The organism is Clostridium cellulovorans 743B (genome assembly GCF_000145275.1).
Classification (GTDB): domain Bacteria; phylum Bacillota; class Clostridia; order Clostridiales; family Clostridiaceae; genus Clostridium_K; species Clostridium_K cellulovorans.
The window spans coordinates 852,499-869,107 of record NC_014393.1 but is presented as its reverse complement, the minus strand read 5'-3'; the positions used below and the strand labels follow the sequence as shown (position 1 = coordinate 869,107).

Below are 16,609 nucleotides of genomic sequence, written 5' to 3'. Positions count from 1 at the left end.
TTTTAACGTTACTTCGATAAACATGCACATAAAGAAACCACAAATAAAAGATATGAAAAGAAAAACACACTACTTATCTTAAGTGTTTCATTAAAGAAATGCTTTCACATTGACATTGAATAATTGGTAACAATTTAATAAGAAAAAGAAAACCTTCTTGTGATCAAATGGTTGTATCCAGCAACCATTCACAAGGAGGTTTTCAAAATATTCTTTAATATAAATAATAAATTATTAGTGGCAATCGGAGAAAGCCTTATTAAATTAATTTTACTTGCCTAATTTACTGTTTAACCTACGATATTCAGTAGGAGTTAATGTAGTCAGCTTCTTAAACTGTCTCATAAAATGGACTTCATTTTGATAACCACATAAATTCGATATTTCCCCCACTGGCAGCTCTGATTCAATTAAAAGTTCTTTAGCATAAGTAATTCGACTTTCTATAACCTCTGACATACAGGAGATGAAAAAGGTGTTTTTATAAACACTTTGTAAATACCCACAGCTTATATGTAGTTTTTCAGCCATTAATGCTATTGACCAATTGTTACGTGGATTACTGTATATTTCACTTCGTAGTTTAATTAGTTCGTCATGAATTCTTGATTGCTTAGTTTGAAAAGTTTTCATCTCCATCTGTTCTTTCGCCTTTATTAATAAAATCTGCATCAAATATTCTATGGTTTGCTCCTTATAAGAATTATTTGAATAAAACTCATTTGCCATTTTTTGAATCAAGTCAGATATATAATAATGATTTGATATATATAACGGCGTATTTAACATAGTTAAGTATTCATTAAAAAATCCTGAATCAAATTCAAAATGTATCCAATCATTTTTATATTCAGCTCCATTTGCCCTGTACTGATGTGGATAATTTCTATCATATATTATCAAAGTATTAGCGGGTGTAGATATTGCTTTTCCGTTTATAATAAAAACTGCTGGAGACTTTACAAGCAATAGAAGACACCATTGATATCCATTAAGACGATTAACAGAAAAATTGTTATCATGTGTAGTATTACAACCCATACGCAGAATTTTAAACATTTCATTACCACCTTAGAATATATCAGTTTCTTCTTATTATAGATTATTGATAGTAACATTTCAATTTATTATACTTTAGTTGTTATAACGAACTTAATATTTATTTACTATATTATTTTTTATCAGTAGATTTGTTGTCAGTATTTCTAAACAATGTTAATGTCATTGATAATAAAAATCTTAAGGAGAAAATTAATGAATACGAGATTATTTCAAAATCACATTGTACGTAAAGAAATTCATCTTAATCCTGTCTGGGATTTTCATACGTTAAATTCGGAAGATAAAAAACAGGAGGCATTTAAAATGCTTGTTCCCGGTTGTTGGGAGAGCACTCCTAAGCTAGCGTCTTATAAAGGAAAGGCGATGTATTCTAAGAAAGTAACCTTTGGAGGTAATATTCGTCTTGTATTCAAAGGAGTGAGTCACACAGCATATGTTTACTTGGACAATAAACAGGTTGGATACCATTATAATGCTTATACAGAATTTAGCGTGCTATTACAAGATATACCTTATGGTGAGCATTTACTGGAGATTAAAGTTGATAATTCTTTTCACCAGGAGTCTGCTTTGCATGTGACCAATGATTATTATTCTTACGGTGGAATTACTCGTCCTATGGTAATAGAAGAAATTGATGAAATGTTTATAAAATATGTTCATTTTATTCCATACCGTGAAAATAATAAATGGTATGCATCGATTAGTGCATCTATAAGTAATCTTTCCAATGAGCAAAAGAATGTAACGCTTCAGATTAGGATTGGAGATGAGGTTGTCTCTTTTGCAAATAAAGCTCTTCTGCCTAATGCTGAAACACTATTTGAGAATACCTTTGAATTTTCTTCTGCAATTATATATACACTGGAAAATCCTAAATTATATATGATGAATGCTATGCTTTTATATAATGATGAAGTAGTGGATGATCTAATAGATAGAGTAGGTTTTCGTGATATAAAAGTTAACGGAAAGGATATCTTGTTTAGTGGAAAAAAAGTTATCATCAAGGGAGTTAACCGCCATGAAGACTATGCTGAATTTGGATGCGCAATTCCAATTGAAGCAATGTATCGTGATATAGAAATTATTAAGTCATTAGGTGCAAATTGCATTCGCACTTGCCATTATCCTAATGACGAACGGTTCCTTGATTTATGTGATGAAAATGGAATACTCGTATGGGAAGAGGCTCATGCCCGAGGGTTAAACGAAGAACAGATGAAACACAAAAACTTTGAAAAACAGAGTTCTGACTGTATTAAAGAAATGATTGAAAATCACATAAATCATCCATCTATTTATGTATGGGGGATTTTAAATGAATGTGTCAGCAATACAGAGTTTGGAAGGTCCTGCTATGCTAAACAGTTTAAGCTTATTAAGAGTCTGGATTCTAGTCGTCCAGTAACCTTTGCAAGTCTTGAAGCTCACATAGGTTCAGATTTATGCCTTGATCTAGTTGATATTGTATCCTTTAATATTTATCCTGGATGGTATCACAATACACCGCTAAAAGATTCTTTGAACGCTCTTAAAAATTTCGTTAATAGTAAAGAAGGAGCAGGTAAACCGTTACTAATCAGTGAAATAGGAGCGGGCGCAATCTATGGTTTTAGAAGTAATAACATGGAAAAGTGGACTGAAGAATATCAACAATATATTTTGACAGAGCAGCTAACTTCTATATTATCTGATGAGGAATTAAGTGGAGTGATTATATGGCAGTATGCAGATTGTAGGGTAGACAATGGTTGGTTTCACGGAAGACCAAAATGCCAGAATAATAAAGGAATAGTAGATATTTATCGGAGAGAAAAGCTTTCTTTTAATAAAGTAAAGGAAATATTTCATTCTTATCTGAAATAAAAACAAGGAGACGATGTTTTTGTACCTCTATCTGGGTTAAAACATCATCTCCTTTTACACTAAGCCTTTTTTAAAGATATTAATATAAAACAATTAGTATATACTTAATTCATTTAATACTTGTCTTTTTATTTAAACTAATCTACACCTAACTGGCTAAGAGTTTGTCCATAGATCGTTTCGTCTACATTCTCTTTAATTAGTATAAGCAAGCTTCTAATACCCCTATAATGAATATGTATTTTAATCTTTGTGGAATTTGATTTTAAAGTTACTTCCTTTGAATTATTATTAAAGGAAACTTGTTTAATTTGACTCCATCTTATTTCTTTCTTTTTACCAGTTAATCCAGTGTATACAACTTTGTCAGCTGAAGCCTCAATCATAGTATTTCTTGAATAAAGTACTAAAATCAATCCAAGTAAAAGGAATAATGCAACTATGGCTAAAACACTTAGTATATCATCTTTGCTAACACTTCCACTAAAAATAGCTATTATTGCAAATATTACGGATGTAATTATTGATAAAACACCTGCAATTCCATAGATCTTACTAAGTTTTAATACAATTTTACCTTCAGATAATGGTGTTATTTCTTCTTTCACCCCATTATCTAAAACCTTCATTAATAAATTAATTAGAACAAACAAAATAATACCTCCATTATTTCTAATTTTTTCTTTGTTACTTATTCTATATAAACCCTCTATGGCAATATATTCTTATTAAAAACTATCAGCAAATAGCTTAATACCTATTCCTATATAGTTTTGATTCTTCAAATTTAATTACATTTTTCTGCAAATTCAGTTAATTCCTCAAACTCTTTTATAATCTCAGTATATTTAATAATCTTGCATAGAAATTAATCTTCTTTTTCGATACTAGACTTTATCATATCTAGCATAGTAATTAAAAAGTCATCTTCTTGGTTAATAGTCATAGCTCTTTTTACCCAGGTTTCAGCACTGTAGAAATCATTAATTTGACAATAGCAATGTGCAATATCAACTATATTTACTACATCATCAGGTTGCATTCTATTAATAAACAAAAATTCATCTAATGCTTTTTCATAATCATTCATTTCAACATATATAAGTCCCATATTCTCTCTGGCTTCTAAGCATTGATTATCATAGTTATAAGCTAAATGAAACTCATGTAATGCATCATTAAAAAATTTCAAATTATAATAGCAAATGCCTAAGTTTAAATGTGCCTCTGACTGCTCCATATTTATACTTAATGACTTTTTATAACAGCTTTTAGCTTCTTCATATTTATTTATTTTTCCAAAATATACACCTAAATAAAAATAAGCATCTTCATTATCAGGCTCCATATCAATTGCTTTAATAAAGTTTTCAAAAGCTTTTTCTAATAGATCTTGATATAAATAGACCCTTCCTAAGTTAATTCTTGACGAAGCTAGTTCTGGAATATCTTCACTTATTTTTTGAAAAATCCGTGCTGCTACTTCATACTGCTTTAACTGGAGATAGCACAATCCAATATATTCAAGGCAAAAATAGTAATTATCTATACTAATACATTTCTTAAAATGTTCTAATGCCTTAGCATATTCCTTATTCTTATAATAGCTTTCCCCTATCCCATAGTACTCTTCAAATGTCATGTGTCATTGCCTTTCCTAATTAGAATATTTTCACGTTTATCATTGAACTATATAACTTTAAACTCTTAACATTGCCAATAGTTAAACACTCTAACTTATGTAAATTTCTTGTTCATTTAATCAAAATGATACCTACATAGGCTATGTGTAATACAATAATTAATAATACCATGACAATAAAAACAAAAATAGAGTTTTTTTATCTTATATTCATAGTAATTATCGTCATATTTTCTGCCATATTCATATAAAAAAATATGGTATAATTAATTTTAAAAGTGCTAGCACTCTCATTTAAAAATTAAGATATTTCATTGAAGTAGGTGAAAAAATGAATTCTCATAAGCAATTAAAATTTATATCTAATATTAGTATAAAAAAACCAAACACTATAATTAACCAAACAACTGTATGCCCATTTTGTCATAAGGAAAACTTAACAGATATTTTCGATGAAAAAGGAGTATTTATATTCCTAAAAAATAAATATACTACCTTTGAAGATGCCTTCCAGACTTTAATTATAGAAACTGATAGTTGCAGAGAGAATATATCAACTTACAGCGAAGAGCATATGCGAGAACTTTTACGCTTTGCAGTATCACATTGGCTAGATATGAAAAAAAGGGATGAATTTAAATCAGTACTTCTTTTCAAAAATCATGGCCCATATTCTGGTGGAAGTATTGCTCATTCACATATGCAAATTGTTGGACTAAAAAATATAAACTACGAAGAAAACCTAAAAGATGAGTTTTTTGAAGGCTTAACAATCTATGAAACTAACGGCTGTGTTCTTAATCTTTCGTCCAAGCCTAAAGCTAGTTTCACTGAATTTAATATTATAATAGATGATTTAAGTTTTCTGGATATAATGGCTGATAACATACAAAAAATTGTTCATTATATACTGAATAATTTTTATGTTAAATGTGATAGTTTTAATCTTTTCTTTTATGATTGGAAGGGTAAGCTAATTTGCAAGGCTGTTCCTAGATTTGTTACCTCACCATTGTTTATAGGTTTCTCTATTGGACAAGTATCGAATAATCAAGATAAAATTGTTGAGCACGTAAAGCAACTTTATTTTCATGATGTAGCTACGGTGCTGTAAAACTATTATTTTATAGCTATTTTAATATAAAAAGCATAACCTTGAACTTTTACTTTATTGATACAAACTAAAATTTGCAACGATTTTTATAATATAAAAAAACTATGTTAACTAAAATTGTTTAACATAGTTTTTGCATTTGATTATTTCATACTTAATCTAATAAGCTTTATAAACAACTTCGATTAAAGAGTTTTGTCCAAGTTCCTTGTCTAATAACTCTTTAGTAATTTTGAAAAAAGAAAAAGAAATAAGGCCTAATACTATAAGTACCAAAAATAGTGTTATTGCTTTAGTCTTTGATGATTTCTTCGATTTTTTCATGATACTCCTTATCCTTCCTCTACTAAAACTATCTAGTAAATTTTCGTCCTAAATTCCTATCTCTTTACCTTTAATGACTCTTCAATTATAAGCGATATAAGATCTGTATAGGAAATTCCTGCTCCCGCAACGCTCTTAGGGAGCAAAGAATTCTTTGTCATACCAGGAAGGGTATTAAGTTCTAAAACATAAGGAACATTATTTTTTATTATCATATCTACTCTTACATAAGCAGAAAATTTTAAAGCATCCCAACAAGCTATAGCCATAGCTTCAACAGTTTTACTTAAATTTTCTTCTAATTGAACGACGATTTCTTCTGCACCATTATCCTGATATTTTGAAGTGAAATCAAAAAATTCACCAGTCGGCTTTATAGCAACTATAGGATATGTCTTTCTATTTATGATAGAGCACGTTATTTCATCACCTTTCACGTACTCTTCTATCATAACCTCTGTATCATATTTTAATGCTTCTACAACTGCTGCTTCCACTTGTTCCTTTTTATCTACACGATTAGTAGCAACACTTGAACCACCACTATTAGGCTTAACAAAGAAAGGATAACCTATGCTGTCTAATAGCGCATAATCTATATCCTGTATTGCTCTAACAGTTGTCCATCTAGCTGTGTTTATTCCTTGAGATTTCAAAACTTTCTTTGTCATATCCTTATCCATACAGATTGCACTAGTCATAGGACCGCAACCGGAATAAGGTATATTCAAAGTTTGTAGTACTGATTGAACCGTTCCGTCTTCTCCAAATTGTCCATGAAGAGCTAAAAAAGCAAAATCTATTCCTTTAACCTTGTTTATTATATCTTCTTTTGAATCTATAACAATGGCAACTGGTTCATACTTACTCTTATCTATAGCATTAAATACTGCTTCACCAGATTTTAAGGATATTTCCCTTTCAGAAGATATACCCCCCATTAATATTCCAACCTTCATTTGAATTCCTCCATCTTCACATTGTTTCTTTTTAATTGTTAGTAACTTCCATATGTTCACTTAAAGAAACTCTATATATCAAGAATCTCTATATTAGTAAAACTCGTCCAGAAATTTAATCTAGAACTTATATATTATATATTACTTCATATAGTTAGTTTACAACTACTATTCACTAGTTTTCAATATAGTTTTTATTTTTTAATCTTTAATAAACAATTCTACTCTCATATTTTTTAATTTTCCTATGATGGTTGACTGATAGAAAATATATAAAAACTAATCTTCACTTAGGGGAAAGCTCTTCCCCTTACCATCTAATTAGTATCGGGAAATTTTTATTCCAATATAGAATAATTTCTTCCTTGCTGGATAAACTAACACTTGAAGGGAGTTGATTTTAAGTGGCTAAAAATAGGAATATGAAAAAAGCTAAAAGCACATCCTTAAAAGCTAATGCTGAGGTTGCTGAAGAAATTCAATCAGAAAAACCAGCAAAAAAGAATAAAAAGGATAAATAATATAAGCTCAAAAAATCTGTGTTAAGATTTGATAACATTCCTTAACACAGATTTTTTCATTTTCAACTTAGAATTTTCATAAAGTAATTTATTCACTTATTACCTCATATATTTTATTATAGAGTTCCAAGATACTTTTCCTTTAAATTCAGTTAATATTAAAATCATATTTCACTTTGACCCACATATCCCATAAATATTTTTATTATTCGTAGTATTTTACATCTTGGAACTCTACAAAGGATTTTTAATTCATAACTACCTTTCACACAATGACCGTTGAAAATTTGAAGCTATATTTATATTTTGTTAGATAATTCTTCCTCATTAGGAGTGATTCTAATTTTCTTTAGTCATCATAAACTCCTATTACTTATCATTTGTGCCGGTTAGTTTTGGCTTTAAAAATCCTATAATAATATTAGAGAAATGGTATGAGGTGAAATAGTATGCCAAAGGCTTGGAAAGCTTCTAAACCTACAAAAAGTTCAGACACTAAAAAAAGTTCAGATTCAAAAAAGAAGTCTGGAAAAAAAGATGACAAGTCTTCAAAGACTAAAGACAAAAAAAGCAAAAAGAAAAAATAGAACATAATGCCAATGTCAAGCTGTTAGCTAAATGACATTGGCATTATATTTCTTTTTTATTATATTTAATTGCCTATATGGTCACTACGAAACCCTTCTCGCGGAACAGAAAGCTTTTTCCTTGTTCGATTTTTATTTTTACCTTCTTCATCAGTTATAGGAGTTTGAAAATTAGCTTTCAATTCTCTAGCTACTTTATTATCTGGTTGGCTATCTTTTGGCATACTATCTCTCCTTAAGTGTTTTATTTTTCTGAAAGGTATATATAAGTCCAATTTAATCTTTACACTAAAGTTATATACTCTAGTTGAACCAAAGTTATTTTTATTGGAACATATATATATATTCATAAATTTCACAGACACTCTCTTACAACTATAGTATGCTCAGCTTTTATTTTAATATTGATAGAAACAACTTCCACCTATAAACTCTCTCATTATAGAATTTCTAGGAACTAATTCTACATCAACCTCTTTTATAGGCTTTAAGAACTTAATTAATCTTCTTGCTTCATCGTATTCTGGTTCGCCTTTTTCTATCTTAAGTAATTCTTTTAATGCATATTTCTTTAAAATTCCCATTTCATAAATAATAGTGGAGTTAAACATAGCATCCGCTTCTTCTTGGAATACGAAAATATTCTTCTCTTCTCCCCTTTTAATAGATGGCCATCTTTTTAAAGTTTCCTTTGCCATTGTTCCTCTTGATAGAGAATCTCTTACTATCCTTCTAAGCATTCTTACATCAGTAGTGAAAATTCTATTATGATCATCTATGTTAATCTGAGTTAAAGCACTTATATATATTTTAAATTTATTTTCCTTTGGAATAGACTTTGTTAAAATTTCATTTAACCCATGGATACCTTCCACAATTAAAACACCATTTTCTGGCACTGTTAAAGTAGTACCATCATAATATCTGCTTCCTGTTATGAAATTGAACTTTGGAGGAGTTATAGTTTTTCCATCCATAAGTGCTGTCAAGTCCTTATTAAAGCCTTCAATATCAATAGCATCTATTGCCTCAAAATCATATTCACCATTTTCATCTAAAGGAGTGTCTTCTCTATTAACAAAATAATCATCCAAAGATATTGGCACTGGTTCTAAGCCGTTAACCTTTAATTGAATTCCAAGACGTTTTGCAAAGGTAGTTTTACCTGATGAAGATGGTCCTGCAATTAAAACAAGCTTCACGCCTTCTTTTTCTTTTATCTTATCTGCTATATAAGCTATTTTCTTTTCATGCAATGCTTCTGAAATAAGAATCAAATCTAAGGTATCCTTACCACCAACCTTACTATTTAAGGAAGCTATATCACCAACACCTAAAATATTTCCCCATTGCTCTGTTTCATAAAAAATTTTAAATAGCTTTTTATGATCAACGAAAGTTGCTACCTTACTTGGATCTTTGTCATTTGGAATTATAAGAATAAATCCAGGATCGTATAACTTTAGATCAAAAGTCTTAAGCATCCCTGTTGTTGAAACAAGATCTCCAAAGAAATAATCGTATTGTCCATCAATCTCATGAAGTGTAAGTTCTTCCTTAGTTATATATTCAAGAAGCTTTATCTTATCTTCATAGCCATATCCCTCAAAAATTTCAATAGCACGTTTTTTAGGAACTTTATATTTATTTACTACAATATCTTTATCAATAAGCTCTTGCATTCTCTTCTTTATTTTTAATATGTCTTCTTCATTTAATGGCGTATCTTTTTTTATCTCACCAAATATTCCTTTTCCTAAGCTATGTTCTAGGGTTACCCTAGCTGTTGGGAATATATCATTTATAGCTTTTATAAGCACGAACTGCAATGTTCTAACATAAGCTCTATGACCTTTTATATCTGTATAATTAATTAAAGATATCTCACTATCTTTTTCTATAATGGTTTCTAATGCTACAGTATTACCATTTACAAGAGCTAGCACATCAAAGTCGCCTAATACTCCATTTGCCTTTGCAATTTCTAATACTGATTTTCCTGCCTCGATATCAATAGTTTTTCCGTTTAAGTTAATCTTTATCATGTAAATACACTTCCCTTCGCTTACCGCATTTATTCCAATCTTCTGTCTAATTATTACTGTTACTATTATTATACGTGATTTTGCCTTGAAACTTATCATAATTTTAAAAATATTGAGAAAAATATAAAATATACAAACAATCAAGGAGTTTTTTTATGTATACAACAATAATAAGAACAATTATCACATTTTTTCTCATAATATTTACTATGCGTCTTATGGGGAAACGGCAAATTGGCGAGTTACAACCCTTTGAATTAGTTGTTACCATAATAGTATCAGAACTTGCATCGCTTCCTATAGTTGATTCCAAAATACCACTTTTATACGGTATTATACCCATTATTACCTTAATTCTCCTTGAGGTAATGATTTCCTTTATTCAAATGAAATTTGAAAAGACTCGAATTCTTTTTTCAAGTCATCCAAGCATCTTAATTAAAAATGGTTATATAGATTTTGAAGAAATGAAAAAACAAAAATTTAACATAGATGATCTTTTAGAAGAATTAAGGCTTGAAGGCTACTTTAACATAGAAGATATAGAATTTGCTATATTAGAAACTTGTGGTGAACTTTCTATTATCCCGAAAACTGAACTTACTCCGCCAACAAAAAAGGATATGAACATCCATTGTACCCAAGATACCTTGCCTTTAACCCTGGTGGTCGATGGCAAAATTAGGGAATATAATTTAAAGCTTGCTGAAAAGGACGAAAAGTGGCTTATAAACACCATTCAGAAACAAGGTCATAAAGATATTAAAGACATCATCTTAGCCTTACTAGATTGCCAGGGTGAACTATATATCCAAGGAAAAAATGATTCTAAAAAACAAAATAATAACCAAGAAAAAAGCAATAAGAATAAAGGAAAAAAGCAATAAAATAGAGGTGATTTTTCATGAAAAACTTAATAACCTCCTTAGGATTATTCGCCTTAATGCTTGTAAGTATATATTTTATAAATAATTATCTTCATTATATAAATCTCCATCTCATTGAAGCTACTGATAAAATTGATAAATTAGTTGACGATAATCAGTGGGAAGAAGCTATAAAAGAAACTGATGACCTAATAGAACATTGGCAGAAACACCTAAAGTTTGTAACGTTCTTTGTAAATCATAATGATACTGATGCAATAACTTATGAAATGGTGAAACTTAAAGGATACATGAAAAACTATGTTAAAGAAGAATGTTCTCCGTCCTTAGAATCTATAAAAATGCTGTTTATGAAAGTGATTCACCAAGAAGAACTTTCTTTTCAAGGCATTTTTTAGTTTTGATAGTGACTTTACATATACTTACTTTAGGTTTATAATGTTCTCGTAATAGTAATTAAATAATTTTAGGCTAGGGGTGCCAAAAGGCTGAGAGAGGTTTATCCTCAACTCTTTGAACCTGAAGCGGTTAATACCGCCGGAGGGAAGCTACATGCATATTTTGCATAGGAGTTTACTCATTCCGGGTAAGCTTTTTTGTTTGCCCAGAATGTTCTCGCGGTATATGATTGTATTAGATTCCATTTAAGGAAGTTTTAGTGCAAGTTCTATACCGCTTTTTTATTTAAATTACACTAATCTACTAGGCTTTGCAAACAATAATCAAGTCTTAAATCTATATGTTCCAATAAAAACTCTACACTAATTCTATCCACATTACATGATTTACAATGTATAAACATTGTTGGAACTTATATAACTCAAGTTTGCATTGTTATTATTTATATATATTTATCATAAAAGAAATAAGGAGGTGTTTTTATGAATGTTGTATTAAACGGAAACTCCATAGATGTTGCTTCAAATATTTCAGTATATGAAATTCTTGAAGTCCATAATATAAACCCAGCACAAGTAATTGTAGAATTAAACAAATCTATCGCTCCTAAAGATTCTTGGAATACATTAATCCTAAAAGAAAATGACTCAATTGAAGTGCTTCGTTTTGTTGGTGGCGGCTGATATATTTTCTCATAATAATACCATTAACTTAAACTAGAAACTTTCTATATTGGAAATTTCTACTTTACCATGTATTATTTTTTATTAAAAATAAGAAAAATAATCAAAAAGTACGGGCTATATAGTCCTTGTGTAAATCAAATACACATTAGGTTTGCAAGTAGTACACTAGATTAACATTGGAGGTTTTAATAATGATTGAAGATAAATTAATAATTGGAGGACAAACAGTAAATAGCAGATTATTTTTAGGTACAGGAAAATTCGCTGATGAATCGTTAATTCCAGATGTAATAAAAGTTTCTGGTGCTCATGTTGTTACTGCTGCTCTTCGCCGTATAGATTTTAATAACCCAGATAAAAACATGATAAATTACATTCCAAAAGAATGTATATTAATGCCTAATACCCATGGTGCAAGAAATGCAGAAGAAGCTGTAAGAATAGCTCAGCTTTCAAGAGCAGCTGGTGGTGGAAATTGGGTTAAGATTGAAGTTATTTCTGATAATAAGTACCTTCTACCAGATAATTATGAAACAGCAAAAGCAACAGAAATTCTTGCAAAGGACGGCTTTATAGTTCTTCCTTATATGTGCCCAGATTTATATGCTGCAAGATCAATGAGAGATGCAGGTGCTGCAGCAATAATGCCACTTGGAGCTCCTATTGGTACTAATAAAGGCTTAAAAACTAAAGAGCTAGTAAAAATTCTTATAGAAGAAATAGATCTTCCAATAATAGTTGATGCTGGGATTGGTAAGCCTTCCGAAGCTGCTGAAGCTATGGAACTAGGTGCCTCTGCTGTTTTAGTGAACACTGCAGTAGCAACTGCTAGTAATCCTGTATTAATGGCTAAAGCTTTTGGATTTGCTGTTCAGGCTGGTAGAGCTGCTTACCTATCTAAGCCTGGTATTGTTAGCGATTATGCTGAAGCTTCTACACCACTGACTGGTTTCCTTGACTAAAGAATTCTATATAGAAAATTACTTTGAGATTCTTTAGTTATATAAGCTCCACTTAAGTTTCTACACTATACCTTATATAAAAATGTAGTTTCTTTATTGGAACTTGTATCTCTTAATACAAGAGTTTCAGAAAGAAGGATTATTAATGAGTTTTTATAATAAATATCTTACCTATAAAGATTTTGATTTTGATAGCTTTTTTGAAAAAGTTACTGATAATGATGTAATTCGTTCTATAAATGCAGAATTTCCTACGGAACTTGATTATCTTACACTCTTATCAGCAAAAGCTTCAGCTCACCTAGAAGCAATGGCACAAAAGGCAAACCGTCTTACAACTAGCAACTTTGGTAAAACTATAAATATCTTTACACCTTTATATCTTTCTAATATATGTACAAACCATTGTGTATATTGTGGTTTTAATACTAGCAACCATATACCAAGAAAGAAATTAAGCCTAGAGGAAGTAGAAATTGAAGGTAAAGCTATTAGCGAGGAAGGTTTTGGACATGTAGTAATCCTCACTGGTGATGCTAGAGCAGTTACTCCAGTTTCTTATATCGCAGACTGTGCAAGAGTTTTAAAGAAATATCTTCATTCAATTGCTGTGGAGGTATATTCTCTTACTATAGAAGAATATGAAGAACTTGTTGCTGCTGGTGTTGATAGCTTCACCATGTTCCAAGAAGTCTATAATGAAGATTTATATCCTAAACTACATCCAAAAGGTCCAAAGAGCGATTATCATTTTAGACTTGATGCTCCTGAAAGAGCTTGCAAAGCAAAAATGCATAACGTAAATATTGGAGCATTACTTGGACTTGATTCTTGGCAAAAGGAAAGTTTTTTCACAGGACTACACGGAAAATATCTTCAAGATAATTATCCTGGCACTGATATAGCTATATCACTTCCAAGAATACGCCCACATGCCGGCAACCCCTTTATGCCTAAAGGTGTAGATGATAAGTCTCTTGTTCAAGCTATGACAGCTCTTAGAATTTTTATGCCACGCTGTGGAATCACTATTTCTACAAGAGAGACCCCAAGCTTTAGAGAGAATATAATCGGACTCGGTGTTACAAAGATGTCTGCTGGTTCTATAACAGAAGTTGGTGGTCATGCTGTTAAGGAAGAAGAAAGTGTTCCTCAATTTGAAATAAGCGATGACAGAGGACTTGAAGAATTCTCAAAGGTCATCATTAATCGAGGATATCAACCAATTCTAAAAGACTGGGAAGTGCTGATATAATGAATACATTTGAAAAAGGCGTAAGTTCATACATAAATCAAGAAGCTCTAGAAAAACTTCAAAAATTTAAAATTGGTATCGCTGGTGCTGGTGGTCTTGGCTCTAACGTTGCTTTATGCCTTGTTCGTAGCGGACTAAAGAACTTTAAAATCTATGACTTTGACATAGTTTCTGCTAGCAATCTTAACAGACAGTTTTATTTTATATCACAAATAGGCAAAGAGAAGGTTAATGCATTAAAGGATAATCTTTCAATGATTAATCCAGAACTTAATTTTGAAGCAGTATGCGAAAAAATCACTTCTCATAACGTAGATGATGCTTTTAAAGATTGTGATGTAGTTATCGAAGCCTTTGATAAAAGTGAATTCAAGGCTTTGATATGCGAGAAATATTATAATTCTGACAAACTACTTGTAGCAGTTTCTGGGCTTGCTGGTTATGGAAATAGCGATAATATAGTAACAAGAAAAATTCATGATAAGTTTTATATAATAGGTGATTTTAAGACAGAGCTTTCTTCAGACAATCCACCACTTTGTCCAAGAGTTCTAGTAGCCGCAGCTAAACAAGCTGATATTGTTTTAGAATACTTAATTAATATAGCTTAACTTCTTAAAAATACTTGTTATATTTCATTAATGAAAGAAGGAATAAATATGCCAAAGGTAGGTGTTTTTGCTGCTGTTTTTGATGAAAGCAACAGAATATTATGTGCGAAAATGAAATCCAAAAGATAAGTTTCTTTGAAAAAGACACTTTGCCTAATGAAATACATCCATGGAATATTAAAAGTATTAGTGATGCTTATGAAAATAAGACAAGTAACTTATATATCTTTAAATAAAATATCATAATTCTGCGATTCTAATTCACCGTGGAAAATGAAAGGAGATATAATATGGCTTCAAGAGAAAGCTATGAAAGAGGAATTTATAACTTAAGAGAAGGCGGTATTTATTGCATAACTGATGAAGACAGTTCAAGAGGAAGAAGTAATATCGAAGTAGTAGAAGAGATGCTTGCTTCTGGCATCAGAATTATACAATACCGAGCTAAGGATAAAACAGCTCGTGAAAAATACAGCCAATGCCTAGCGATAAGAAATTTAACTAAAGCAGCTGATTGTACATTTATTGTAGATGATGATGTTGAAATAGCAATGATGGTAGAAGCTGATGGTATCCATGTTGGACAAACAGATCTTCCAGTTGACGATGTTCGTAGATACGTTGGGGCTGATATGATTCTAGGTTTATCTACCCATGAACCTAGTCAAGCCCTTGATGCTATTGCTGTTGGTGCCGATTATATAGGTGTTGGTCCTATCTTTCCGACGAAAACTAAAAAGAATGTATGTGACCCTGTAGGACTTACTTATTTAGATTACGTTGTTAAAAACATTGACTTACCTTTCGTTGCTATCGGCGGAATAAAGGCACATAATTTAACTTCTGTCATCGAGCATGGCGCAAAAACAATTTCATTAGTAACAGAAATAACTGCTGCTGAAGATATTCCTTTAACAATTAAAAATCTATACAAAATGTTCTAAGAATATTTTTAAACTCATAAAAGTACCCTATAAGACAAACTTTTATTAAAGCCTTATCCTATAGGGTACATATTGCATATTTTATAAACATTGCAATATAACTGAGAATGTATATTCTGTTCTTAATTATAATAATTTCGCCATATAAAATTCATCTACATATTCCCCATCAACAAACATAGAATTCTTTTTTATACCTTCAACAACGAAGCCATATTTCTCATACAGATGTTTAGCAATTATATTAGGACTCATCACTGTTAATTCAAGTCTTGTTATACTATTTTGTCGCGCCCATAAATCTAATCTTTTGAAGAACTCACTGCCAATCCCTTTTCCTTGAAAAGCCTTTCGTATGCCAACAACAATATATGCTGTATGCTTAATTCTATTAGGTAGACCTCTCTGTACAGAAATAAAACCAACAATCTCTGTATCATTTTCTGCAACTAATAATAAATTACTTCCATCTATTGCTTTTTGGATAATATTCTTAATCAACTCTAAATTCTTTGTTCTTTCGTTAGGTTCATACATCATAAATTTTGTTTCTTTATCTAACTGAAATTGCATTTGCCAAAAGGCATCTGCATCTCTAGTCTCAATTTCCCTTATAACCATAATTCATCCCCCTACTAATGTGTATAATTATAAATCATGCATCTATTAAAGCAAACATAAAGTATTATTAAGCAAAAATAGGCTCTCTTGCTTTATAATTAAATAGTCTTGTAGTTCAAAA

At 30.5% G+C, this 16,609-nt stretch carries 19 protein-coding genes and 1 riboswitch; of the genes, 11 read left to right on the top strand and 8 right to left on the bottom strand.

Features of this window, described 5'->3' with window-relative positions:
* Positions 1-270 precede the first annotated feature (270 nt).
* Positions 271-1,059, bottom strand: coding sequence for an AraC family transcriptional regulator (locus CLOCEL_RS03560; RefSeq protein WP_010074749.1), 789 nt, complete (start codon positions 1,057-1,059; stop codon positions 271-273).
* Positions 1,060-1,254: 195 nt separating this feature from the next.
* Between CLOCEL_RS03560 and CLOCEL_RS03555 the strand changes: the two genes are divergently transcribed.
* The gene (locus tag CLOCEL_RS03555) at positions 1,255-2,931 is read left to right on the top strand and encodes a glycoside hydrolase family 2 protein (RefSeq protein WP_010074750.1); all 1,677 of its coding nucleotides are present in this window, start codon (positions 1,255-1,257) and stop codon (positions 2,929-2,931) included.
* A gap of 137 nt (positions 2,932-3,068) precedes the next feature.
* Here CLOCEL_RS03555 and CLOCEL_RS03550 read toward each other — a convergent pair whose 3' ends face one another.
* Positions 3,069-3,584, bottom strand: coding sequence for a hypothetical protein (locus CLOCEL_RS03550; protein WP_010074751.1), 516 nt, complete (start codon positions 3,582-3,584; stop codon positions 3,069-3,071).
* A gap of 215 nt (positions 3,585-3,799) precedes the next feature.
* On the bottom strand, positions 3,800-4,573 hold the full coding sequence (locus tag CLOCEL_RS03545; protein WP_010074752.1) for a tetratricopeptide repeat protein: 774 nt from the start codon (positions 4,571-4,573) through the stop codon (positions 3,800-3,802).
* Between the two features lie 331 nt (positions 4,574-4,904).
* Between CLOCEL_RS03545 and CLOCEL_RS03540 the strand changes: the two genes are divergently transcribed.
* Positions 4,905-5,687: a DUF4931 domain-containing protein gene (locus tag CLOCEL_RS03540; RefSeq protein ID WP_010074753.1), complete on the top strand. Its 783-nt coding sequence runs from the start codon at positions 4,905-4,907 to the stop codon at positions 5,685-5,687.
* Between the two features lie 159 nt (positions 5,688-5,846).
* Here the strand turns inward: CLOCEL_RS03540 and CLOCEL_RS23005 are convergent, their stop codons facing one another.
* Positions 5,847-6,011 carry a hypothetical protein gene (locus CLOCEL_RS23005; protein ID WP_010074754.1) on the bottom strand — a complete coding sequence of 55 codons (165 nt, stop codon included), beginning with the start codon at positions 6,009-6,011 and terminating at the stop codon, positions 5,847-5,849.
* Between the two features lie 56 nt (positions 6,012-6,067).
* Complete coding sequence (locus tag CLOCEL_RS03535) at positions 6,068-6,970, bottom strand: D-alanine--D-alanine ligase (protein WP_010074755.1); 903 nt, start codon at positions 6,968-6,970, stop codon at positions 6,068-6,070.
* A 970-nt stretch (positions 6,971-7,940) separates the two neighbouring features.
* Here CLOCEL_RS03535 and CLOCEL_RS23000 point away from each other — a divergent pair.
* Positions 7,941-8,078, top strand: a complete 138-nt coding sequence (locus CLOCEL_RS23000) for a hypothetical protein (RefSeq protein WP_010074757.1) — start codon at positions 7,941-7,943, stop codon at positions 8,076-8,078.
* Between the two features lie 65 nt (positions 8,079-8,143).
* On the opposite strand, the gene CLOCEL_RS22995 is transcribed toward CLOCEL_RS23000, so the two are convergent.
* Both CLOCEL_RS22995 and CLOCEL_RS03530 read right to left on the bottom strand, forming a co-directional pair.
* The gene (locus tag CLOCEL_RS22995; protein ID WP_010074758.1) at positions 8,144-8,302 is read right to left on the bottom strand and encodes a hypothetical protein; all 159 of its coding nucleotides are present in this window, start codon (positions 8,300-8,302) and stop codon (positions 8,144-8,146) included.
* A gap of 174 nt (positions 8,303-8,476) precedes the next feature.
* Positions 8,477-10,123 (bottom strand): nucleoside kinase, encoded by a 1,647-nt coding sequence (locus tag CLOCEL_RS03530; protein ID WP_010074759.1) that lies wholly within the window; start codon positions 10,121-10,123, stop codon positions 8,477-8,479.
* A 155-nt stretch (positions 10,124-10,278) separates the two neighbouring features.
* Here CLOCEL_RS03530 and CLOCEL_RS03525 point away from each other — a divergent pair, with 155 nt between their 5' ends.
* From CLOCEL_RS03525 to thiE, 8 genes are all read left to right on the top strand, one after another.
* A complete protein-coding gene (locus tag CLOCEL_RS03525) occupies positions 10,279-11,010 on the top strand; it encodes a DUF421 domain-containing protein (RefSeq protein ID WP_010074760.1) in 732 nt (243 codons plus the stop codon).
* Between the two features lie 17 nt (positions 11,011-11,027).
* Positions 11,028-11,408, top strand: a complete 381-nt coding sequence (locus CLOCEL_RS03520; RefSeq protein WP_010074761.1) for a DUF4363 family protein — start codon at positions 11,028-11,030, stop codon at positions 11,406-11,408.
* 65 nt (positions 11,409-11,473) lie between these two features.
* A riboswitch (TPP riboswitch) is annotated at positions 11,474-11,573 on the top strand.
* 318 nt (positions 11,574-11,891) lie between these two features.
* A complete protein-coding gene (thiS, locus tag CLOCEL_RS03515; protein ID WP_010074762.1) occupies positions 11,892-12,092 on the top strand; it encodes a sulfur carrier protein ThiS in 201 nt (66 codons plus the stop codon).
* A 194-nt stretch (positions 12,093-12,286) separates the two neighbouring features.
* Positions 12,287-13,057: a thiazole synthase gene (locus CLOCEL_RS03510; protein ID WP_010074763.1), complete on the top strand. Its 771-nt coding sequence runs from the start codon at positions 12,287-12,289 to the stop codon at positions 13,055-13,057.
* Between the two features lie 145 nt (positions 13,058-13,202).
* The gene (gene thiH, locus CLOCEL_RS03505; protein WP_010074764.1) at positions 13,203-14,312 is read left to right on the top strand and encodes a 2-iminoacetate synthase ThiH; all 1,110 of its coding nucleotides are present in this window, start codon (positions 13,203-13,205) and stop codon (positions 14,310-14,312) included.
* Positions 14,312-14,923, top strand: coding sequence for a sulfur carrier protein ThiS adenylyltransferase ThiF (thiF, locus tag CLOCEL_RS03500; RefSeq protein WP_010074765.1), 612 nt, complete (start codon positions 14,312-14,314; stop codon positions 14,921-14,923). The genes thiH and thiF overlap by 1 nt, the downstream gene beginning before the upstream one ends.
* Positions 14,924-15,024: 101 nt before the next feature.
* The gene (locus CLOCEL_RS23650; protein WP_278184405.1) at positions 15,025-15,159 is read left to right on the top strand and encodes a hypothetical protein; all 135 of its coding nucleotides are present in this window, start codon (positions 15,025-15,027) and stop codon (positions 15,157-15,159) included.
* Between the two features lie 54 nt (positions 15,160-15,213).
* The gene (gene thiE / locus CLOCEL_RS03495; RefSeq protein ID WP_010074766.1) at positions 15,214-15,867 is read left to right on the top strand and encodes a thiamine phosphate synthase; all 654 of its coding nucleotides are present in this window, start codon (positions 15,214-15,216) and stop codon (positions 15,865-15,867) included.
* 126 nt (positions 15,868-15,993) lie between these two features.
* Here the strand turns inward: thiE and CLOCEL_RS03490 are convergent, their stop codons facing one another.
* Complete coding sequence (locus tag CLOCEL_RS03490) at positions 15,994-16,488, bottom strand: GNAT family N-acetyltransferase (RefSeq protein ID WP_010074767.1); 495 nt, start codon at positions 16,486-16,488, stop codon at positions 15,994-15,996.
* Positions 16,489-16,609: the final 121 nt, after the last annotated feature.